Here is a 21708-nt window from a genome sequence, read left to right on the forward strand (position 1 = left end):
CACCCGAAGGGAGGCGGCGGCATGAGCATGCCGACGCAGGGGGCGGGGCTCGACTCCGGTTACCACCCCCACGACGCGGACGAGGTCAGGGGCAGCTCGATCGGTGAGCTGATGCGCCAGGTCACCAGCGACCTGTCCACCCTGATGCGGCAGGAGGTCGAGCTGGCCAAGGCCGAGATCCGCCAGGAGGGCAAGAAGGCGGGCAAGACCGCCGGCTTCTTCGGCGGCGCCGGCTTCGGCGGCTACATGGTGGCCCTCTTCCTCTCGCTGGCCCTCTGGGCCGGGCTGTCCAACGTGATGGACGCCGGCTGGGCGGCGCTGATCGTGGCCGTCATCTGGGGCGCGATCGCCGCGGTCCTCTACTCGAAGGCCAAGAAGAGCGCGGAGCACATCCGCGGCCTCAAGCAGACCAACGACAGCGTGCAGCGGATCCCCGACGCGCTCAAGCCCCACCCGCAGGAGGTCACCCGATGAGCACCGACCCGGACCAGATCCGCCGGGAGATCGAAGCCACCCGGAACAACCTGAGTTCCGACGTGGACGCGCTGGCGTACAAGGTCAGCCCCGCCCGCATCGTGGACGACCGCAAGCAGCGGGCCCGCAACGCACTGCAGAATGTGAGGGACAAGGTGATGGGAAGCGCTTCCGACCTGGGTCACAGCACCAAGCACGGCGCCCACGCGGTGGGCGACCACGCCTCCTCGGCGGCATCGACCGTGAGCGACAAGGCCCACTCGGCGGCCTCGACGGTCAGCGACGCCGCCCAGCGGGCGCCGCACGTGATCCGGCAGAAGTCCGAGGGCAACCCCCTGGCCGCCGGCCTGATCGCCTTCGGTGTCGGCTGGCTCGCCTCCTCGCTGATCCCGGCGACCCGCCGCGAGCAGCAGGTGGCGTCGCAGGTCAAGGAGAAGGCCGGCGAGCACGCCGGGGTGGTGAAGGAGAAGCTGGGCGAGGTCGCCAGCGAGCTGAAGGAGGAGCTGCGCGAGCCGGCGCAGCACGCCACCCAGTCGGTGCGCTCCACCGCCCAGGACGCGGTGCACGCCGTCAAGGACGACAGCCGGTCGGCCGCGCACGACGTGAAGGACCACGCGCAGCAGTCCCGCGAACAGGTGCGGTACTGACCAGCCCGATCACCGTACGCCGCAGCTCGTGGCCACTCCCGGAGCATCCTCCGGTCAGTGGCCGCGAGCTGTCGTGTGCGTCCCGGGCGCGTCCCGTCGTGGGCGCGGGGGCGGGTCGTCAGCGCAGGTGGCGGCGGAGGGTGCGTTCGAAGTGGGCGGCGCGCCGCACCCGGCCGCCGGCGTAGCGGACCCCGCCGAAGAGCAGGCGCCGGCCGACGGCGAGCCAACCGCACACGCCGCGCTCCAGCACCCAGAACGGGGCCGCCAGGGCGGTGCCCGGCGGGAAGACCGCGGTGCCCCCGCCCCGGCGCCGGCCCACCTCGGCCAGCGTCACCGTGGTCACGGCCGCCCCGAGCAGCAGCCCCGGTCGCCGGGCCGCGACCGCCGCCGCCAGCGCCGGCAGGACCGCGAGCGAGGCCACCAGGCGGGCCGGCTGGGCCAGGTCGTCGTACGCCTGGCGGACCCGCTGGCCCAGGAAGTGGGCGGTGTCCGGCGGCAGCCGGCGTACGTGCAGCCAGGGGGGTGCCGCCTCGGTCCCGCCGTACGCGCGCACGGTGCGGATCAGCTCCAGGTTCTCGAAGAGCACGTCCGGGTCGTACCCGCCCATGGCGAGGAAGGTGCTCCGGCGTACCGCCAGGGTGCCGGGGTAGTCGGCGCCGAGCGCCCGGTTGAGCAGGGTGCGCCCGGTGTCCCACCACGCGTGCCAGGGCAACGGGTCGAAGTAGTTCTGCGGCCGGACCAGGTCCACCCGGTCGAGCAGCCGGTGCACGGCGAGCAGCGCCGCGCCGTCGTAGCGGACGTCGTCGTCGGCGATCACCACGTGCTCGTGCCGGGCCGCGCCGACGCCGGTGAGCACCCCGGTCACCTTGCCGTTGACGCCGCGCAGGGCGGGATCCGGCCGCAGGTGCCGGACCAGGCCGCGCCAGACCCGCGCGTGCCGGGCGAACACCTCCGGGGGCGACCCGTCGACCACGGTCACGTCGACCCGGGTGCTCAGCCGGCGCAGGTACCCGGTCAGCTCGGCCAGGCCGGCGTCGTCGGTCCAGCGCAGCGGCAGCACGTACGCGACGGGAAGCCGGCGGTCGTCGGCGTTCCCGGCCGTCGGCGCGCCGGTGCCGCGCTCCTCGCCGCCGGGAGCGGCACCGGCCGGGCGGGCCGGGGCGCTCACGCCTGCTCCGGGCGGCGGTAGACGGACACGTGCTCGCGGCTGTGGTCGGTGAACGGCCGGCCGCCCCAGTCCTCCCACCGGTGCTCGCGGCGCAGCCCGGCCAGCTCGGCCATCAGATCCAGCTCCGCCGGCCAGGCGTAGCGGTGGTTGGCGGGCAGCAGGTGCACCCCGCCGTTGGTGAAGCGGACCTTCGTGGTGGTCATCCGCTGCTCGGCGGGGTGCAGCAGGGCCGCCTCCAGCAGCACCACGTCCTCCGCGACGCGCACCGGCCGCAGCGCGCCGCCCGCGCGGAAGGCACCCGGGTCGGGCACCCACGCCTCGACGACGAACCGGCCGCCGGGGCGCAGGTGGGCGGCGGCGTTGCGGAAGACGGCCACCTGGGCGGCCTGGTCCGGCAGCGCGAAGATCGTGTTGAACGCGAGCACCACCAGGGCGAACTCGCCGGGCACCCGGGTCTCGGCGAAGTCGCCGACGGCCACCTCGACGGCGTCCCCGCCGGGCTTGGCGCGCAGCCCGGCGGCCATCTCCGGGGAGCCCTCGATGCCGGCGACGGTCAGTCCCCGCGCGACCAGCGGCAGGGCGAGCCGGCCGGTGCCGATGCCGAACTCGCACACCGGGCCGCCGTCGGCGAGCGCGGCGAGGCGGTGCACCGCCGCGTCCGGTGTCAGGTGCGCGTACGTCTCGTCGTAGACGTCCGCGGCGTGCCGGCCGTACTCGCTGGCGTCGAAGGACACGGTGCCTCCCGGTGGTGGTGGGTGCCCGCAGCAGGTGCCCGGTTATCGGCCGGGCAAACCGGTACGTCGTTTCGGTCGGGCGGTCCCGGGTAGCGCAACTGGTGCGGGTGGTCCATCCCCGGGCACCCGGGTGGAGGAGACGTGATGACCAGCAACGGAACGAGGTGGGCGCTGCTCGGTGCCACCACCGTGACCGTGGTCGGCGTCGGCCGGGCGGTGGCCCGTCGACGACGCCGGCGCCAGCCCGAACGCCGCGACGGCTGGTACGTGGTGCGGCGCGGGGTGACGATCGACCGGCCGGCGGAGGCGGTGATCGGCTTCTGGACCGACCGGGAGCGGATGGACCGGGCGTTGGCCGAGTGGGCGACGCTGGAGCAGCTCGGCGACGACCGGTGGCGCTGCGTGGCGCGGGATCCGGCCGGTGGGGGCACCGAGTGGCGGGCCGAGATCACCGTCGAGGGCCCCGGGCGGCTGCGCTGGCGGGTCACCGACGGGCCCGAGCAGGAGGGCACGGTCCACCTGACACCGGCGCCGCAGGACCGGGGCACCGAGGTCCGCGCCGAGCTGCGGTGGCGCTCCGGGCCGCTGCGCCGGGCGTTCGGACTCCTCGGCGGCGACGACCCGGACCTGGCTCTGCGGGACGCGCTGCGTCGGGTGAAGGCGCTGGTGGAGTGCGGCCAGGTCATCGACACCCGGCGGGACCCGTCCGGGCGCGGGCCGGCCCAGGAGAAGGCGACCGACAAGGTGCGGGAGAAGCTGAGGACGGGAGGACGGGCGTGAGGGCGCTCTGCTGGGAAGGCGTCGGCAAGCTGGCCGTACGCGACGTGCCGGAGCCGCGGATCCGCGCCGAGGGCGACGTCATCGTCAAGGTCGGCGCCAGCAGCGTCTGCGGCTCCGACCTGCACCTGATCAACGGCTTCCTGCCGGCGATGCGGGAGGGCGACGTCCTCGGCCACGAGTTCATGGGCGAGGTCGTGGAGACCGGCCCCGGCGTACGGCGGCTGCGCGTCGGCGACCGCGTCGTGGTCGGCTCGGTGGTGGCGTGCGGCGGCTGCTGGTACTGCCGCACCGAGCAGTACTCGCTCTGCGACAACTCCAACCCGCAGCCGGTCTTCACCGAGAAGCTCTGGGGGCACTCGCCGGCCGGCATCCTCGGCTACTCGCACGCCGCCGGGGGCTACTCCGGCAGCCACGCCGAGTACGTGCGGGTGCCCTTCGGCGACATCGGGGCGTTCACGGTTCCCGACGGGGTGCCCGACGACTCGGTGGTGTTCGCCTCCGACGCGATGCCCACCGGCTGGATGGCCGCCGACTTCTGCGCGCTGAAGGGCGGCGAGGTGGTCGCCGTCTGGGGCGCCGGCGGGGTCGGCCAGATGGCGGCCCGGTCCGCGCAGCTCCTCGGCGCCGAGCGGGTGATCGTGATCGACCGGCTGCCGGAGCGGCTCGCCACCGCCGCCGACCGGCTCGGCGTGGAGACGGTCAACTACGCCGAGACCGACGTGCTGGAGGCGCTGCGGGAGATGACCGCCGGCCGGGGCCCGGACGCGTGCATCGAGGCCGTCGGCATGGAGTCGCACGACGTCGGGCCGGTGTACGCGTACGACAAGGCGAAGCAGACCGCCCGGATGCAGACCGACCGCCCCACGTCGGTCCGGCAGGCGATCATGGCCTGCCGCAAGGGCGGCACGGTGAGCATCGTCGGCGTCTACGCCGGCCTGGTGGACAAGTTCCCGCTCGGCGCGGCGATGAACAAGGCGCTGGTGCTGCGGATGGGGCAGATGCACGCCCAGCGCTACATCCCGATGCTGCTGGACCGGATCGCGGCCGGCGAGATCGATCCCGGCTACCTGGCCACCCACCCGATGCCGCTGGAGCAGGGCGCGCGGGGCTACGAGATGTTCGAGAAGAAGGAGGACGGCTGCCTGCGCAGCGTCCTGCACCCGGCCTGAGCGCGCCACGACCGCACCGCCCCGGGAGCCGGCGAGGTCCCCGGGGCGGTGCCGTGTTCAGGCCGTGCGGCGGACGTTGGTGATCAGGAACCGGCTCGGCGGCAGCGCCGGCATCCGGTGCAGGCTCACCGCCAGGTCCTGCGGCGGCACGTCGTACCGCATCGTCGTGGTCAGGTTCGTGACCGCCCGCTTCATCAGCTCGATCGTGATCCACTCGCCGGCGCAGCGGTGACCGGTCAGGTGCTCGCCGCCGCCCTGCGGCACGAGGGCGAACGGGTCGCCCCGCCAACCGGTGAAGCGCTCCGGCCGGAACCGCTCCGGCTCCGGCCAGAGCGCCGGGTGGTGGTTGGTGCCGTACAGGTCGAGCAGCACCCGCCGGCCGCGCGGGAAGTGGTAGCCCTGCCAGTCGAACGCGCGCCGGACCCGGGCGGCGGCCACCGGGAAGAAGGGGTAGTAGCGGCGTACCTCCTGCACGAAGTTCTCGGTGGCCTCGTCGCTCTCCCGGACCCGTTCCCGCCAGGCCGGGTGGTCGTGCAGGGCCAGCGCGGCGAAGACGACGAAGCGGTCGACGGCGACCGTGGGACGCAGCACGTTGAGCAGCTCGACGGCCGCGATCCGCCGGGGGAGCAGCCGACCGTGGGCGTCGCGGTGCTCGGCGATCACCCGCAGGGCGCTGCCCTCGGGGGCGGGGAGGCTGCCGGCGCGCTCCCGGTCGACGATCTGGCCGATCCAGCGTTCGCCCCGGCGGCGGCCCCACAGGCCACGCCAGTGCTGAGGGCCGAGGGCCGCCGGCCCCTCGATCATGGCGTGCAGTTCGGCGGTACGCCGGTCCACCTCGGAGTCCGCGAGCGGTACGCCGGCCCAGGCGCAGACCGCGCGGGTCAGCATCCGGCCGACCTCGTCGTAGAGCACCACCGGCCCGCCCGACTCCCAGGACGGGACGCGGGCCCGCCACTCGTCGTCGAAGTGCTGCGCGAGCTGCCGGACCGCGGTCGGCGTCATGATCGACATGAACATGGCCTTGCGGTCGGCGTGCTCCGCCCCGTCGAGGCCCTGCACGCCACCGCGGCCGGTGAGGGTGCGCTGCGCCCGCTTCGGCATGGCGCCCGCCCGGACGAAGCGCTCGGTGTCGTAGAAGAGCTCCGCCGCCGGCCGGCCGCGCAGGCAGATGGTGGGCTCCAGCAGCAGTCGGGCCTGGAAGATGTCGGTGCCGTGGCGGTCGCAGCGTCGGCCGACGAAGCGGTAGCCGTCGCGCAGGAACGCCACGGAGCTGTCCGGGCTGCGCTCCGTCGGGATGGTCGCCATCGGGCCTCCTGACCGGGGTGGCGGCCGTTTGCCGGCCGGGTCCTGTCCGTACCTCTGCGTCTACCCAGGCCGGCGTGGCTGAACCCCGTGCCCGCGTCGGGCGGGCGGCGCCGAGGGGTGCGGGGAGGGGCCAGCGGACGACGCGTCCGCTGGCCCCTCCCAGGGACGCGGAGAGCTGGTTTTCTCGGGGGAGCGGTCCGCCGGTCCGCCGCCGGCAGGACACCGGCGGCGGCCGGGACGGAACGCGGGCGGTCCACCCGAGGACGCGGCCGCCCACGATCGCCACGGGGAGGACACATGCGTGACAACAGGCCGGCGTACTGGCGGCAACGGCAGGCGCGGGAGGCGCTCGGCGCGGCCGGGGAGGTCGCCGGCGCGTCGTTGATCGCGCCGCCCCGCCGCTCGGCCCGGCCGGACCGGTTCTTCACGGTGCATCTCGGCTTCACCGCCGCCGACCTGGCGTCGGCCCGGGAGTTGGCCGTCGGGTACGCGGAGGCGCTGAGTCTGTTGCGGCCCGAGGTGGCCCTGGGCGCGTCGGCGCTGTCGCCGGCCGAGGCGTGGCAGCAGGCCGAGCGGTTGTTCTGCGGCGCGTCCGGCCCGGACGGCGAGCGCTGCGCCGACGTCGCCGGCCATCCCGGCTTCCATCACGCCCCCGGGCCGGGCGGGCTGGGCTGGGGCGACGGCGATCAGCCCGCCATTCGCGATCATTGATGCGGCAGCCGCGCGTACGGGCGACCGGGCCACCTCACCCGTACGCGCGGCTGTCGGATATGCGTCGGGAATCTGGATCCGGGACCGGCCATCGCATTTGCCGTCACCGAAAAAGCGCTGTGCTGGGAATCCCGCGTGCGGCTAGTTCGGACAACAAGATCCCCTGCTGAGGAATTGATCTCAATCCCGCGCGGGAGCAACCCGTTCGTCGTTCGTCCGTTTTGTTGTCATTCAAGGGCCCAATTCGCGCCGCCTCCAGTGCCGAAAGGTCAGACCCGATCACCAATGCCGGGAGTGCTTCGTTTGTTCACCGAGGCAACCGCGCCAGGTGAACGGGGGGTTAACTCCCCACCAGGCGGAAACGACCGCTCCTGCGAGTTCGGGGGAATCGCACATGCACGTGATGCTGGCCTGGTTCGCCGACGACAATCTGTCGGAGAGCGCCCGGCGCGCCGCGAGACATCGCTTTGAAACGGCCGTCGCCGACGTGGTGCCCGACAGTTTCGTACGACACGAATTCGGGGCCGACGACTGGGGCGTGACGGTCCTGCACCGCAGCGACCAGGGCCCCTACCGATGGCCGGTGGTCGACACCGCCGGGCCGGTCACCGCCGTGTCGCTCGGGCTGCCCGTGGGTGTCGACGTGACCGGCGGCCCGGCGGCGCTGGCCGGACGCCTGCTGGCCGGCGAGGAGGTGCACCGCGAGGTGGTGCCGCCGTTCGGCCTGCTGGCCCTCGACGCGGGCGGGAACTTCGCCCTGCAACAGGACTGGATCGGCATGTGCCGGGTCTTCACGGGCGGGTCGGGCGGCCTGACCGCCTTCTGCACCCGGCCCAGCCTGCTGGCCGCGTTCCTGCACGGCGACCTGCGGCCCGACCTGGACGGCTGGATGTCGTACACCCTCTGCGGGCACTTCGGCGGCGACAGTTCCCCGGTGCGGGGCGCCCGACTGCTCCGCCCCGGCGAGCGGGTGACCGGCCGCCGGCGCGACGGCGGCGGATGGCAGCTCAACACCACCACGAGGTACGCCACCGACGACGTGGTGCGGGACGGACTGGCGGCGCAGGGTCGACCGGTGACCGAGCTGCTGGACCGCGCCGCCGACGCCATCACGACCACCGCCGCCAGCATCCACGGCCTGTACGACGAGGACATCACCCTCGGGCTGTCGGGCGGGAAGGACTCCCGGCTCATCGCCGCGTCGCTGATCGCGGCCGGCCGGACCCCGAGGTTCCTGACCAACGAGGACACCCGCGCCGAGGGCGAGGTCGCCCGCGAGCTGGTGCGGATCCTGCGCGACAAGCGGGGACTGCATCCCGAGCACACGCTCCGGCTCGCCGGGGCGCGGGCCAACGTGCTCGGGACCGGCCTGCACGAGCGGGCCCGGCGACTGCAACGGCTGACCGATCACCAGTTCCCCTCCAGCTACCTGGTGCGCCCCGCCGGCCCCGGGCGCCTGGTCGACCAGGCCGGCCCGGCCACCTTCACCGGTGCCGCCGGCGAACTCGCCACCGAGTACTGGTATCCCCCGGAGGGCGACGACGGCGACCCCTCCCCGCAGGAGACCGCCCTGGCCCGGCTGCTGAACGCCGTGCCGACGGGCGTCGCCGACGCGGCCGTGGTCACCGCGGAGCGGGAGAGGATCGGCGGCCTGCTCGACCACGGCAGCGGGCTCGGCCTGCACGACCTGCGCCTGGTCGACTACATCTACCTGGTGGAGCGGGTCCGCCGCTGGTACACCTCCGCCTACGCGATCGGGATGGTCACGCCGTTCCTGTCGCCCGGCTTCGTCGCGGCCACCTTCGCGTTGACTCCGCGGCAGAAGCGCGAGCGGCTGATGCACACCGGGCTGATCGCCCGCCTGGTGCCCGAGTGGGCGCAGGTCCCGTTCGTCAGCGTCTCCACCGGCCCGTCCACCGCCACCCGGGTGTGGGAGGGCGACGGCCTCCAGGCCATGGCGGAGCTGCTGGACACCGCGCACGGCCCGCTGACCCGGCTCGTCCGCCGGCCCGCCGTGGAGAAGGCGCTCCGCACCGCGGCCCGCGGCGGCCGGCCCGACCAGCGGACGCTGCAACAGTTCACCTGGCTGGCGCTCGCCTCCGAGCAGCTCGAACCGGGCACCACCCGCCCCGCCACCGGTGCCGCGTACGCCCGGATCACCGCGCCCCCGCAGCAACGCCAGCCGGCCGGCGGCGTGGTCGCCCGACTGCGCTGGATCAAACGGGCCCCGCTCGGTGACCGGCTCTGGTCGGCGGTGGCCAGGCGGGTACGTCCACGGCGACCGGGCCGGTGAGCCGGCCCATCGACGGTGTCCTATTGCGAAGCCTGCGTGACCACGAGTAGCTTGGCACCGTTGCAGAGCCCGAGCCGGCCTCGCACCCGTACGTCGCACTCGTCACGAGCGCGCCGCGCACCGCCTTCCGCGTGCGCCTGGGCAGGCGTGCCTGTGCCCCGACCTGTCGGGGCCTCACCCTGAGGTAGGCCATGAAGAGAAGACTGCTCTCCGTCGGCGCCGCGTTGCTCGCCGTCGCCGCGTCCGTCCTGGTGTTCGTCAAGCCGGCGGACGCGGCCGTGGGACTGCACGTCGACGGACGCAACATCGTCGAGGCGAACGGCCAGCCGTTCGTCATGCGAGGTGTCAACCACCCCCACGTCTGGTACACGGGCGAGACCGACTCGTTCGCCGACATCAAGGCGCTCGGCGCCAACACCGTCCGGGTGGTGCTGGGCAGCGGCAAGCGCTGGGGTCCGTCCACCGACGTCGCCGACGTGATCTCCCTGTGCAAGCAGAACCGGCTGATCTGCGTGCTGGAGGTCCACGACACCACCGGCTACGGCGAGGAGGGCGCCGCCGCGTCGCTCGACGAGGCCGTCGACTACTGGATCAGCCAGAAGAGCGCGCTCGTCGGCCAGGAGAACTACGTCGTCATCAACATCGGCAACGAGCCGATCGGCAACGTCGACGCCGGCCAGTGGACCGCCGCGACCACCGCCGCGATCACGAAGATGCGCGCCAGCGGCTTCGAGCACCTGCTCATGGTCGACGCGCCCAACTGGGGTCAGGACTGGCAGTACGTCATGCGGGACAACGCGCAGACGGTCCTGGACGCCGACAGCCGGCAGAACACCGTGCTGTCCATCCACATGTACGCGGTGTTCAACACGGCCACGGCCATCACCGACTACCTGGACCGGTTCGAGGACAACGGGTGGCCACTGGTCATCGGCGAGTTCGGCTGGCGGTTCAACGCCAACGAGGTCGACCACGAGACGATCCTGGCCGAGTCGCAGGCCCGTGGTCTGGGCTACCTCGGCTGGTCCTGGAGCGGAAACACCGACCCGATCCTGGACATGGCCACCAGCTTCGACCCCGCGCGGCTCACCACCTGGGGCGAGCGGATCTTCAACGGCGCCAACGGCATCCGGGCCACCGCCAGGGAGGCCACGATCTTCGGCGGTGGGCCGAGCCCCACCGCGACGGTGACGCCCACGGTCAGCCCGACGGTCTCGCCGACCCCGACGGACCCGCCCACCCCCACCCCGACCAGCGGCGTCAAGTCCTGCACCGCCGCCTACCGGATCGTGGGCCAGTGGCCGGGCGGCTTCCAGGGGGAGATCCGGATCACCGCCGGGAGCGCGGCGATCAGCGGGTGGACCGTGACGTGGGCCCTCGCCTCCGGCCAGGCCGTCAACCAGGCCTGGAACGCGACGGTCACCACCAGCGGATCCGCCGTCGCCGCACGCAACGTGAGCTACAACGGCAGCCTCGGCCCGGGTGCCGACACGGTCATCGGCTTCCTCGGCTCGTGGAGCGGCACCAACCCCGTTCCGCCTCTGACCTGCACCGCCACCTGACGGCCGACGGTGCGGGCCGGGCGTGGTCAGCCCGGCCCGCACCGTCGGGCAGGCAGCGGCCAGCCCGGCCTCAGTCCAGGTCGAACTCGCCGTCCTGGGCGCCGGCGACGAAGGCGTCCCACTCGGCCTGGGTGAAGACCAGGACGGGGCCGTCCGGCTCGGCGGAGTTGCGCATGCCGATCAGGTCGTCGACGAAGGCGACCTCGACGGCGCTCTCGGAGGTGTCGCCCTCGGCCCGCTGCCAGACCGCCCGGGAGAGGTCGAAGTCGCCCTTGGGGTGCGAAGCCATCGTTCAGTCCTCCAGTGCCACGGGTCATGGGGGAGACACGTACGGTTCCCCATCGGGCAGGATAAGCGGATGCCGAGCCTGACCCGTGTAGAGGCGACCGCGCGTGGCGCGGCGATCACCGTCGAGTCCTATCAGGTGGACCTCGACCTGAGCGGCGACGGCGAGCGGTTCCGCTCCGACGTCACCATCCGCTTCCGGGCGACCCCCGGCGCGGAGACCTTCGTCGAGGTCCAACCCGCGAAACTGCTGGCGGTACGCCTCAACGACCGCGACGTCGACGCGTCCACGCTGGACGACAACCGGCTGCCGCTGACCGGGCTGGCCGAGACCAACACGCTCACCGTCGCCGCCGAGATGGCGTACTCGAACACCGGCGAGGGGATGCACCGCTTCGTCGACCCCGCCGACGGCGAGACCTACCTCTACGCGATGTCGTTCCTGGACAACGCGCAGCGCATCTTCGCCGCCTTCGACCAGCCCGATCTGAAGGCCCCGGTCGCCATGTCGGTCACCGCCCCGCCGCACTGGGTCGTCGCGGCCAACGGTCAGCTCGCCGCCACGCCGCGCCCCGGGCGCTGGGAGTTCGCCCCGACGGCACCGCTGGCCACGTACTTCGTCTCGCTGATCGCCGGCCCCTGGCACGTCCGGCGCGACGAGCACGACGGCATCCCGCTCGGCGTCTACTGCCGGCGCTCCCTCGCGGCGCACCTGGACGCCGACGCCGAGGAGATCCTCACCGTCACGAAGCAGTGCCTCGACCGGTTCCACCAGCTCTTCGCGGAGCGCTACCCGTTCGGCAAGTACGACCAGGCGTTCGTACCGGAGTTCAACGCCGGCGCGATGGAGAACCCGGGCCTCGTCACCTTCCGCGACGACTACGTCTTCCGTTCCGCGGTCACGGACACCGAGCGGGAGCAGCGCGCCACCACCATCGCCCACGAGATGGCGCACATGTGGTTCGGCGACCTGGTCACCATGCGCTGGTGGGACGACCTGTGGCTGAACGAGTCCTTCGCGGAGTACCTCGGCACCAGGGTGACCGCCGAGGCGACCCGCTTCGACCAGGCATGGACGACCTTCGCCCTGCGACGCAAGGCCTGGGGCTACGCGGCCGACCAGCGTCCCTCCACCCACCCCGTGGCGCCCGAGGAGGTCGCCGACGCCGCCGAGGGCCTGCTCAACTTCGACGGCATCTCGTACGCCAAGGGCGCCAGCGTGCTGCGGCAACTCGTCGCCTGGCTCGGCGACGACGCCTTCCTCGCCGGCCTCAACGCCCACTTCGCGAAGCACCGGTTCGGCAACGCCACCCTGACCGACCTGCTCGGCAGCCTCGCCGCAGCCGCCGGGCGGGACCTGTCCGGCTGGGCGGAGCGCTGGCTGCGCTCGGCGCAGGTCAACACGCTGCGCGCCGAGGCCACCGTCGACGCCGACGGCCGCTACACCGAGGTGGCCATCGGGCAGACCGCGCCCGAGTCGCACCCGGTGCTGCGCCCGCACCGCATCGGCGTCGGCCGGTACGCCGCCGACGGGACGGTCGTCCGTACGGAGGTCGACCTCGACCCGGACGCCGACGGTGGCCGTACGGTGCTCACCGGGTTGGCGGGCGAGCCGGCGGCCCGGCTGCTGCTGCCCAACGACGGCGACCTGACGTTCGCCAAGATCCGGCTCGACCCCGCGTCGGCGGACGCCGTGCCGCTGGTGCTGCCCGGCCTGGCCGACCCGCTGGCCCGGGCGCTGCTCTGGGGCGAGGCGCTGGACGCCGCCACCGACGGGGAGCGGCCGGTCGCCGGCCTGGTGGCCCTGATCGCCGCCGCCCTCCCCGTCGAGACCGAGGTGATCATCGTCGAGGACGTGCTCGCGCTCAGCCGCTCGCTGGTCGACCGCTACCTCGACCCGCTCGCCCGTGAGGCCGCCCTGGCGCAGGTCGCCGGCGCCTGCGGGAAACTGCTCGACGGCGCCCCGGCCGGCGGTTCGGTGCAGCTCGCGGCGGCCCGGGGCTGGATCGCCGCCAGCACCGACGCCGACCGGCTGGCCGGCTGGCTCGCCGGCCGGGACGTCCCGCCGGGGCTGGCGGTCGACGCCGAGCTGCGCTGGGCGTTGCTGCTCCGACTGGTGGTGCTCGGGGCGGCAGGCGCGGCGGAGATCGCCGCCGAGGCCACGGCCGACCCGAGCGCCGCCGGCGCCGAGCGGGCCGCCCGCTGCCGCGCGGCGCTGCCCGACGCGGAGGCCAAGCGGGCCGCGTGGGAGATCGTCGTGTCGAACACCGAGCTGTCGAACCGGCTCGTCGAGGCGACCGCGGAGGGGTTCTGGCAGCCCGAGCAGGCCGAGCTGACCGCCGGCTACGTGGCGCGCTACTTCGCCGACATGCCGGCCGCCGCGCGGTCGCGTACGCCCTGGGTGGGGGAACAGGTCGCGAAACTGGCCTTCCCCGGTTACGCCGTGGCGCAGCCCACCCGGGAGGCGGCCGCGGCGCTGCTGGCCCGCGACGACATCACCCCCGGCCTGCGCCGGGTGGTCACCGACGCCGACGACGACCTGCGCCGCGCCCTGGTCGCCCGGACGGCGGTCGCCGCGGCGGCGGCCTGACGCCGCCCGCCGGGCGGGACGGTCCGGCGGCCCCCCGGGGCCGCCGGTTGCGCCCGGCCTAGGATCGCGGGGTGGAGGAAGACATCCGGCGGGTCGGCATCATGGGCGGCACCTTCGACCCGATCCACCACGGGCACCTCGTCGCGGCAAGCGAGGTGGCGGACCGGTTCGGGCTGGACGAGGTGGTCTTCGTCCCCACCGGCCAGCCGTGGCAGAAGGCGGACGAGCCGGTCAGCCCGGCGGAGGACCGCTACCTGATGACGGTCATCGCCACCGCCTCCAACCCGCGCTTCCAGGTCAGCCGGGTGGACATCGACCGGGGCGGGCCCACCTACACCGTCGACACCCTGCGCGACCTGCACGCGGAGTACGGCCCGAAGGTGCAGCTGTTCTTCATCACGGGGGCGGACGCGCTGGAGCGGATCCTCTCCTGGAAGGACCTGGACGAGATCTTCGAGCTGGCCCACTTCATCGGCGTGACCCGGCCGGGCTTCGAGCTGACCGCCGCGCACCTGCCGGCCGACACGGTGAGCCTGGTACAGGTCCCGGCCATGGCCATCTCGTCCACGGACTGCCGGGCGCGGGTCGCCCGGGGGGAGCCGGTCTGGTATCTGGTGCCGGACGGTGTGGTGCAGTACATCGGCAAGCGACGCCTCTACCAGCCGTGATTAGGCCCGCTATGGGGTGGTTCGGGCGGGTAACGGGCCAGAACTGACGAGTCGGGATTCCGTCGGGTGTGAGACGCTTGGAGGATCGCACGGTTGATCGAAGGAGAACGGTGACAATTTCCGAACGCGCCCACGAGTTGGCCATCGCCGCCGCCCAGGCCGCGGCCGACAAGAAGGCGCAGGACATCGTCATCATCGACGTGGGCGACCAACTCGCCATCACCGACGCGTTCCTGCTCGCCGCGGCTCCCAACGAGCGTCAGGTGCTCGCCATCGTCGATGCCATCGAGGAGCGGCTGCTCGAGCTGCCGGAGAAGGCCAAGCCGGTCCGGCGCGAGGGCGAGCGGGGCGGCCGGTGGGTGCTGCTCGACTACGTCGACATCGTGGTGCACGTCCAGCACACCGAGGAGCGCGAGTTCTACGCCCTCGACCGGCTCTGGAAGGACTGCCCGACGATCCCGTTCGTCGACCGCGACCTCGTCGACGCGGAGTCCGGCACCGGCTCCACCACCGCGGAATGACCCGCCTGATCATCTGGCGGCACGGCAACACCGACTGGAACGCCGCCAGCCGGGTCCAGGGGCAGACCGACGTACCGCTGAACGACCTCGGCCGCGAGCAGGCCCGCACCGCGGCGCCCCTGCTGGCCGGGCTGAGTCCGGACGCCATCGTGGCCAGCGACCTGAGCCGCGCGGCGGACACCGCCGGCGCGCTGGCCGCGCTGACCGGGCTGCCGGTGCGCACCGACCCGCGGCTGCGCGAGCGGCACTTCGGGTCCTGGCAGGGGCTGGCCCTCACCGAGGCCGCCGAGCGCCACCCCGCCGAGTTCGCCCGCTGGCGGGCCGGCGACCCGGACCCCGGCGCCGGCATCGAGACCCTCGACGACCTCGGCAAGCGGGTCGGCGCGGCGCTGTCCGACGCCGCCGACGCCGTGCCCGGCGGCACCGTGGTGGTGGCCACCCACGGCGGCGCGGCCCGGCAGGGCTGCGGCCACCTGCTCGGCTGGGAGCACGCCGTCCTGCGCGCCATCGGCTCGCTGCAGAACTGCCACTGGACCGAGCTGCGCCACGACGCCGCCCGGGGCTGGCACCTGCGCGCCCACAACGTCGGCCTGATCACCGTCCCGGCCACCGAGGCCGTCTGACCCGGGCGCTCCCCGGCGACATCGGCTAGCGTGCCGGGCATGCCCGTCGCGGTCGTCACCGACTCCACCGCCTATCTCCCGCCCGAGCTGCTGCGCGTCCACCGGCTGACGGTGGTGCCGCTGGCCGTCGTGCTCAACGGCGCCGAGGGGCTGGAGGGGGTGGAGACCACCCCCGCCGACGCCACCCGGGCGCTCGGCGGCCGGCGCGTCTCGGTGAGCACCTCCCGCCCCGCGCCGGAGCAGTTCGCCCGGACGTACCGGGAGCTGTTCGACGCGGGCGCCGACGGGATCGTCTCGGCGCACCTGTCGGCCGAGCTCTCCGGCACGGTGGAGGCCGCCCGGCTGGCCGCCGCCGGGTTCGACGACCGGGTCGCCGTGGTCGACAGCCGTTCGACCGGCATGGGCCTCGGCTTCCCCGCCGTCGCCGCCGCCACGGCCGCCGAGCGGGGCGGGGACCTGTCGGCGGTACGCGACGCCGCGGTCGCGGCCATCGCCCGTACCAGCATCTGGTTCTACGTCGACACGCTGGAGTTCCTCCGCCGGGGCGGCCGGATCGGCGCCGCCGAGGCGCTGCTCGGCACCGCCCTGTCGGTCAAGCCGATCATGCACATGCCGGACGGCGCGATCGTTCTCAGGGACAAGGTGCGTACGGCCAGCCGGGGCGTGGCGCGGCTGGTCGACCTGGCCGTCGAGGCCGCCGGCGACGCCGAGGTCGACCTGGCCGTGCACCACCTCGCCGCGCCGCAGCGGGCCGACGCGCTGCTGGAGGCGCTGAGGGTCCGGCTGGGTGACCGCCTGCACGACTCGTACGTCTCGGAGGCCGGCGCGGTGGTCGCCGCGCACGCCGGGCCCGGCCTGGCCTGCGTCGTCGTGCACCGCCGGTCCCCGAGCAACGGCTAGCGTCGACCCGGCAGGCCCCGCGCCCGTCCGGGTACGCCGGGGCCGCCTGCGACGATCCCGCGCCGACGGAGGCCTGTCGAGCTGCCCCGCCGGGCGGGGCGGTAGCGAAGCGGCGTCGGACCGGCGGGCAGGGGCGGTCCTGCCGCCAGGGAACGGGCCGGACCCGGAGGCGCGCTGACCTGCGGCTGTTCGGCGCTCTAGCACATCGGCCCCTTGATCAGGCGGTTGTCCACAGGCAGCCCCGCCGTCCACAGCCGGGCGCCGACCGGCCCCGCGTCCCGTCGTCGCGGACCTAGCCTCGCCTCGTGTCAGACGACGAGGAGACGGTGGTCCGGGAACGACTGCGCCGGCTGGTGGCGGGCCGGCCGTCGACCGCTCCGCGGGCGCACCCGGGAAGGTCGGCCGATCCCGTGGGATGGTCCGGCGAACCCGTCGGGCTGTCCGTCGACCATCCGGGCCTGACCGGGGTGTCGGAGCCGGTCCCGTCGCCACCCCGCACACCGGCGTCGTCCCCCGTCGGCGCGGCGGGGCCGCCGGAACCCGACCCGCCGGCCCGCGCCCCCGAGGCCGGTGTGGCGTCCCGGTTGCCGGGGCCCGGGGCGTTCGACCCCGGGCGGCGAGGGGTGCGCGCGCTGGCCGTCGTCGCCGTCGTGGTGGTGCTCGGGGCCGGCTTCTGGGCCTGGCGGTCCCGGCCGCAGGCCGAGCCGGTCCGCCCGGTGGCCACCGCCGGGGCGTCCGATGCGGCGGTGACCGGCCTCGCGGAACCGGCCGCCACGCCTGCCGGCGAGCTGGTCGTCGCGGTCGCCGGCAAGGTACGCCGCCCCGGGCTGGTCCGGGTGCCGGCCGGCGCGCGGGTCGCCGACGCCGTGGAGGCTGCCGGCGGAGCGCTGCCGGGGGTGGACGTGGCCCTGCTCAACCCGGCCCGGAAGGTCACCGACGGGGAGCTGATCCTGGTCGGCGTCGCGGCCCCACCGGGCGCGGCACCCCCGCCCGGGGCGGCTGCCGGCGGCGCGCCGGGGGCACCCGGCTCGGGTGGCCGACTCAACCTCAACACCGCGACCCTCGCGCAGCTCGACGCGCTGCCGGGCGTCGGCCCGGTGCTCGCCCAGCGCATCCTCGCCCACCGCGACCAGCAGGGCGGGTTCCGCTCGGTCGGAGACCTGCGCCAGGTCGACGGCATCGGCGACGCCCGCTACGAGCAGCTCAAGGACCTGGTGACGGTGTGACGGCGCGCGTCGTGCCCGGCCCGTCCGGCCCCGGGACCGCCGGCGTCGACGCCGGGGGCGAGCGGGTCGCGGCGGCCGTCGACCTGCGGCTGGCCGGCCTGGCGGTGGCGACCTGGCTCGCCGCGCTGGCCGGGCTGCACCTGACCGTCGGCGGGACCCTGCTGCTGGCGGCGGTGGCCGCCGGGGCGGCAGGGCTGGGCGGGCTGCACCTGGCCGGCGTCCTCGGGCGGCCGGCCGCCCCGACCCGGCGGTACGGCTGGATCGCCGTCGCCGTGCTGCTGGGCGTGGTCTGCGGTGCGACGGCCACGGCCGCGCGGCTGTCCGTCCGCGACGCCGGACCGGTGCGCGCCCTGGTCGAGGAACGGGCCCTCGTCACCGCCGAACTGGTCGTCCGCGACGATCCCCGCCCCGTACGCGGCGCCGCCGGGCGCCCGGCCACCCTGCTCGTGCCGGCCGAGCTGACCCGGTTCACCGGCCCGGACGGGCGGCGGATCGCGGCGCCGGCCCGCGTGCTGGTCCTGGCCACCGATCCCGGCTGGCGGGGGCTGCTGCCCGGGCAGCGGCTGACCGCCGAAGGGCGGCTCGCCGCCCCGCGCGGCGGCGACCTGACCGCGGCGGTACTGAGCGCGGCCGGACCGCCGGCGCCGCAGGGGGCGGCCCCGTCGTCGCAGCGGGCCGCCGGGTCGCTGCGTGCCGGTCTGCAACGCGCCTGTGCGCCGCTTCCCGACGAGCAGGGTGGGCTGCTGCCCGGTCTGGTGGTCGGGGACACGAGCCGGCTGCCGTCCGCCGTGGAGGAGGACTTCCTCGCCACCGGCATGACCCACCTGAACGCCGTCTCCGGCTCCAACGTGGCCATCGTCGTCGGCGCCGTGCTGCTGCTGGCCCGCTGGGCGCGGGCCGGGCCCTGGCTGGCCGCCGGGATCTGCGGGCTGGCCCTGGTCGGCTTCGTCATCCTGGTCCGTCCCTCGCCGAGCGTGGTACGCGCCGCCACCATGGGCGCCATCGGGCTGGCGGCGTTGGCTGCCGGGCGTCCCCGCGCGGCGCTGCCCGCCCTCTCCGCCGGGGTGGCCGTGCTGGTGCTGGTCGACCCGGAGCTGGCCGGCGACGCCGGCTTCGCGCTCTCCGTGCTGGCCACCGGCGGTCTGCTGCTGCTCGCCCCGAGGTGGCGCGACGGGCTGCGTCGTCGAGGGGTGCCGGCCGGGCTCGCCGAGGCGCTGGCCGTGCCGGCGGCCGCGCAGCTCGCCTGCGCCCCGGTGGTGGCCGGGATCTCGGGCACGGTGAGCCTGGTCGCCGTGCCGGCGAACCTGCTCGCGGTGCCGGCCATCGCGCCCGCCACGGTGCTCGGGGTGCTGGCGGCGGCGGTGTCGCCCGTCTGGCCGGCCGGGGCGGAGTTCGTCGCGTGGTTGGCCAGCTGGCCGGCCTGGTGGCTGGTCGTGGTGGCGCGGCAGGGCGCGCGGCTGCCGGCGGGCACGCTGCCGTGGCCGGGCGGGGTGACGGGGGCCCTGCTGCTGGCCGGTCTGACCGTCGCGCTGCTGGTGGCCACCCGGCACCCGGTGGTCCGCCGGCTGGTGGCGGTGGTCGTCGTCGCCGTGGTGGCCGGCACGCTGCCGGTGCGGCTGGCCGCCCCCGGCTGGCCCCCGGCGGGCTGGGTGGTCGCCGCCTGCGCGGTCGGCCAGGGCGACACCGTCGTGCTGCCGGTGGCGGCCGGCCGGGCGGTGGTGGTCGACGCCGGGCCGGACCCGGGGGCGGCGGACGGCTGCCTGCGCCGGCTGGGCGTACGGGAGGTCGCGCTGCTGGTGGTCAGCCACTTCCACGTCGACCACACGGGCGGCGTGGCGGGCGTGTTCCGGGGCCGACCGGTGGGCGCGGTGCTCACCCCGCAGTGGCCGGAGCCCGCCGCCGGGCGGGAGCTGGTCCTCGCCGAGGCCGCGGCGCACTCCGTCGAGGTGGTGGCGGGCGCGGCCGGCTGGCGGTACCGGGAGGGTGGCGTCGAGTTCACCGTCATCGGCCCGCCCCGTCCGCTGCGCGGCACCAGGTCGGATCCCAACAACAACTCGCTGATGCTGCTCGCCACCGTCTCCGGCGTACGGATCCTGCTCGCCGGGGACGCCGAGACCGAGGAGCAGCGGGCCCTGCTGGACGACACGGGGCCGGGCGGCGTGCGGGCCGAGGTGCTGAAGGTCGCGCACCACGGGTCGGCCTACCAGGACCCGGCCTTCCTGGACGCGGTGCGTCCCGTGGTCGCTCTGGTGCCGGTGGGGACGGGCAACACCTACGGGCATCCCAATCCGGCGGTGCTCGGGCGGCTGGCCCGGGGCGGGGCGCGGGTGCTGCGTACCGACACGGACGGGGACGTGGCGGCGGTGCTCGGCCGGGCCGGTCTCGGAGTGGTGACGCGCGGCACGCCGCCGGGCCGACAACGGTAGGAATCGACGCCGATTATCGGCTTTAGCGGTGGACTGAGATAAATGTCTGGATTTGCGCTGAGTGCGGGCTCCGCACCCGCAGTGCCGACGAGCAGACTGGATCCGGCCGCCGGCCGTGCGAATATGGGCGGCGTGACCGCCGCCAGCCTCGCTCCTATTCTGCTCGTCCTCGGCGACGAGGAGCTGCTCGCCACGCGCGCGGTCACCGAAGCCGTGGCGAAGGCCCGCAGCGTCGACCCCGACGTGGACGTCCGCGAATACCAGGCCGGTGCCCTCGTCGTCGGCGAGATCGCCGAGATGCTCAGCCCGTCCCTCTTCGGCGGGCGCCGGGTGCTGGTGCTGCGCGCCGGCCAGGACGCCCGCAAGGACCTGGTGGCGGCCCTGCTGGCGTACGCGAAGAACCCCGACCCGGACGTGCAGCTGATCGTGCTGCACCTCGGCGGGACCAAGGGCAAGGCGTTCGCCGACGGGCTGAAGGCGGCCGGCGCGACGGTGGTGCCGGCGGCCAAGCTCAAGGGGCACCGCGACCGGGTGGCCTTCGTCCGCGACGAGATCCGCCGGGCCGGCGGGAAGTGCACCGACGACGCGGCCGAGGCGCTCATCGCGGCGGTCGGCAACGACCTGCGCGAGCTGGCCGCCGCGTGCTCCCAGCTGATGGCCGACACCGACGGGCGCATCGACGCCGACACGGTCTCCCGCTACTACCGGGGCCGGGTCGAGGTGACCGGCTTCACCGTGGCCGACGCCGCCATGGTGGGCGACGTGCCGGGGGCGCTGGAGGCGCTGCGCTGGGCGCTGCACGTGGGGGTCGACCCGGTACCGATCGCCGACGCGATCGCCGACGGCGTCCGCACCGTGGCCCGGGTCGCCGCCGCCGGTCGGGGCGACCCCTTCCAGTTGGCGAGCACCCTCGGCATGCCGGCGTGGAAGATCAGGTCCGCTCAGCAGCGGGCCCGTGGCTGGACGCCGGAGGGGCTGGTCCGGGCGATGCGGGCCGCGGCCGAGTGCAACGCGGCCGTCAAGGGCGGCTCGGACGACCGCGCGTACGCGCTGGAGCGGGCCGTGTTCTCGGTCGCCGCCGCCCGGCAGGGTGGCGCCCGGTGAGCGGAGCACCCCGCGGCTCGTGGGCCACGATCCCCGCCGACGAGGAGCGGTACCGGCCGCTCTACGCGCGCCTGCTCCGGCTGCGCTTCGTCAACCCGGGCGGGGTGCTCTGCTTCCTCTTCTTCGAGGGCGCCGTCGCGCTCGCCGCGCTGCTCGCCCTCGCCGAGCTGGTCACCTGGTGGGCGGTGCTCATCCTGCCCGCCACGGTGGCCGCGATGGTGAAGCTCAACGACATGGTCGCCGCGATGGTGGTCCGGTCCGCCGCCCTCGTGCCCGAGCAGGAACGGGACCGCTTCCGCCGACAGATGGAGCCGGTGGTCGGGCGGGCCAGGGTCGACTGGGTAGCGCCCACCGTGCCGGGCGTCGTCGTCACGGCGTCGCCGATGCCGCGCGCCGCGCGGGTCGTACGCGACCGGCAGGCGCACCTGGACCCGCAGCACGGCACGGGGGAACGGGGCGCCGCTCGCGCCGACACCGAGTTCGGCCCGCAGCGTGCCCACCCCGATCCGCTGGGCTGACGAT

The 21708-nt window shown here is 74.9% G+C and carries 20 protein-coding genes; 16 read left to right on the forward strand and 4 right to left on the reverse strand.

The annotated features are described in order from the left end of the window. The first annotated feature begins 21 nt into the window (after positions 1–21). Together ACFHW0_RS24110 and ACFHW0_RS24115 are read left to right on the forward strand one after the other, a co-directional pair. Positions 22–474 (forward strand): phage holin family protein, encoded by a 453-nt coding sequence (locus tag ACFHW0_RS24110; protein WP_088998863.1) that lies wholly within the window; start codon positions 22–24, stop codon positions 472–474. Further along, positions 471–1121, forward strand: a complete 651-nt coding sequence (locus ACFHW0_RS24115) for a DUF3618 domain-containing protein (RefSeq protein WP_416611055.1) — start codon at positions 471–473, stop codon at positions 1119–1121. The genes ACFHW0_RS24110 and ACFHW0_RS24115 overlap by 4 nt, the downstream gene beginning before the upstream one ends. Positions 1122–1239: 118 nt before the next feature. On the opposite strand, the gene ACFHW0_RS24120 is transcribed toward ACFHW0_RS24115, so the two are convergent. Both ACFHW0_RS24120 and ACFHW0_RS24125 read right to left on the reverse strand, forming a co-directional pair. Next, positions 1240–2289 (reverse strand): glycosyltransferase, encoded by a 1050-nt coding sequence (locus tag ACFHW0_RS24120; RefSeq protein ID WP_416611057.1) that lies wholly within the window; start codon positions 2287–2289, stop codon positions 1240–1242. Next, positions 2286–3023 (reverse strand): class I SAM-dependent DNA methyltransferase, encoded by a 738-nt coding sequence (locus tag ACFHW0_RS24125; protein ID WP_416611059.1) that lies wholly within the window; start codon positions 3021–3023, stop codon positions 2286–2288. Before ACFHW0_RS24125 ends, ACFHW0_RS24120 begins: the two co-directional genes overlap by 4 nt. 144 nt (positions 3024–3167) lie before the next feature. On the opposite strand from ACFHW0_RS24125, the gene ACFHW0_RS24130 reads away from it, so the two are divergent. Together ACFHW0_RS24130 and ACFHW0_RS24135 are read left to right on the forward strand one after the other, a co-directional pair. Continuing rightward, positions 3168–3803 (forward strand): cyclase, encoded by a 636-nt coding sequence (locus ACFHW0_RS24130; protein ID WP_416611061.1) that lies wholly within the window; start codon positions 3168–3170, stop codon positions 3801–3803. Continuing rightward, positions 3800–4972, forward strand: a complete 1173-nt coding sequence (locus ACFHW0_RS24135) for a zinc-dependent alcohol dehydrogenase (RefSeq protein ID WP_121400199.1) — start codon at positions 3800–3802, stop codon at positions 4970–4972. The genes ACFHW0_RS24130 and ACFHW0_RS24135 overlap by 4 nt, the downstream gene beginning before the upstream one ends. Positions 4973–5029: 57 nt before the next feature. Here ACFHW0_RS24135 and ACFHW0_RS24140 read toward each other — a convergent pair whose 3' ends face one another. After that, entirely contained in the window at positions 5030–6277 is a 1248-nt protein-coding gene (locus tag ACFHW0_RS24140; RefSeq protein ID WP_416611063.1) for a cytochrome P450, read from the reverse strand. 297 nt (positions 6278–6574) lie between these two features. On the opposite strand from ACFHW0_RS24140, the gene ACFHW0_RS24145 reads away from it, so the two are divergent. From ACFHW0_RS24145 to ACFHW0_RS24155, 3 genes are all read left to right on the forward strand, one after another. Next, entirely contained in the window at positions 6575–6988 is a 414-nt protein-coding gene (locus ACFHW0_RS24145) for a hypothetical protein (RefSeq protein WP_416611065.1), read from the forward strand. A gap of 394 nt (positions 6989–7382) precedes the next feature. Beyond that, the gene (locus ACFHW0_RS24150) at positions 7383–9281 is read left to right on the forward strand and encodes a hypothetical protein (protein ID WP_416611067.1); all 1899 of its coding nucleotides are present in this window, start codon (positions 7383–7385) and stop codon (positions 9279–9281) included. Positions 9282–9472: 191 nt separating this feature from the next. After that, entirely contained in the window at positions 9473–10843 is a 1371-nt protein-coding gene (locus tag ACFHW0_RS24155; RefSeq protein WP_416611069.1) for a cellulase family glycosylhydrolase, read from the forward strand. A gap of 70 nt (positions 10844–10913) precedes the next feature. Here ACFHW0_RS24155 and ACFHW0_RS24160 read toward each other — a convergent pair whose 3' ends face one another. After that, a complete protein-coding gene (locus ACFHW0_RS24160; protein WP_088992395.1) occupies positions 10914–11132 on the reverse strand; it encodes a DUF397 domain-containing protein in 219 nt (72 codons plus the stop codon). Between the two features lie 69 nt (positions 11133–11201). Between ACFHW0_RS24160 and pepN the strand changes: the two genes are divergently transcribed. From pepN to ACFHW0_RS24205, 9 genes are all read left to right on the forward strand, one after another. Next, entirely contained in the window at positions 11202–13718 is a 2517-nt protein-coding gene (pepN, locus tag ACFHW0_RS24165) for an aminopeptidase N (RefSeq protein WP_416611071.1), read from the forward strand. 71 nt (positions 13719–13789) lie between these two features. Then, positions 13790–14386 (forward strand): nicotinate-nucleotide adenylyltransferase, encoded by a 597-nt coding sequence (gene nadD / locus ACFHW0_RS24170; RefSeq protein WP_121400205.1) that lies wholly within the window; start codon positions 13790–13792, stop codon positions 14384–14386. Between the two features lie 110 nt (positions 14387–14496). Next, a complete protein-coding gene (gene rsfS / locus ACFHW0_RS24175) occupies positions 14497–14907 on the forward strand; it encodes a ribosome silencing factor (RefSeq protein WP_121400206.1) in 411 nt (136 codons plus the stop codon). Next, on the forward strand, positions 14904–15530 hold the full coding sequence (locus ACFHW0_RS24180; protein WP_416611073.1) for a histidine phosphatase family protein: 627 nt from the start codon (positions 14904–14906) through the stop codon (positions 15528–15530). Before rsfS ends, ACFHW0_RS24180 begins: the two co-directional genes overlap by 4 nt. Before the next feature lie 39 nt (positions 15531–15569). Beyond that, entirely contained in the window at positions 15570–16430 is an 861-nt protein-coding gene (locus ACFHW0_RS24185; RefSeq protein ID WP_416611075.1) for a DegV family protein, read from the forward strand. 305 nt (positions 16431–16735) lie between these two features. After that, positions 16736–17656 carry a helix-hairpin-helix domain-containing protein gene (locus tag ACFHW0_RS24190; protein ID WP_416611077.1) on the forward strand — a complete coding sequence of 307 codons (921 nt, stop codon included), beginning with the start codon at positions 16736–16738 and terminating at the stop codon, positions 17654–17656. After that, positions 17653–20082 (forward strand): ComEC/Rec2 family competence protein, encoded by a 2430-nt coding sequence (locus ACFHW0_RS24195; RefSeq protein ID WP_416611079.1) that lies wholly within the window; start codon positions 17653–17655, stop codon positions 20080–20082. The genes ACFHW0_RS24190 and ACFHW0_RS24195 overlap by 4 nt, the downstream gene beginning before the upstream one ends. A gap of 123 nt (positions 20083–20205) precedes the next feature. Next, positions 20206–21186 carry a DNA polymerase III subunit delta gene (holA, locus tag ACFHW0_RS24200; RefSeq protein WP_416611081.1) on the forward strand — a complete coding sequence of 327 codons (981 nt, stop codon included), beginning with the start codon at positions 20206–20208 and terminating at the stop codon, positions 21184–21186. After that, positions 21183–21704 (forward strand): hypothetical protein, encoded by a 522-nt coding sequence (locus tag ACFHW0_RS24205; protein ID WP_416611083.1) that lies wholly within the window; start codon positions 21183–21185, stop codon positions 21702–21704. The genes holA and ACFHW0_RS24205 overlap by 4 nt, the downstream gene beginning before the upstream one ends. The last annotated feature ends 4 nt before the right edge of the window (positions 21705–21708 follow it).

The organism is Micromonospora sp. LOL_025, from assembly GCF_048060285.1.
GTDB lineage: Bacteria > Actinomycetota > Actinomycetes > Mycobacteriales > Micromonosporaceae > Micromonospora.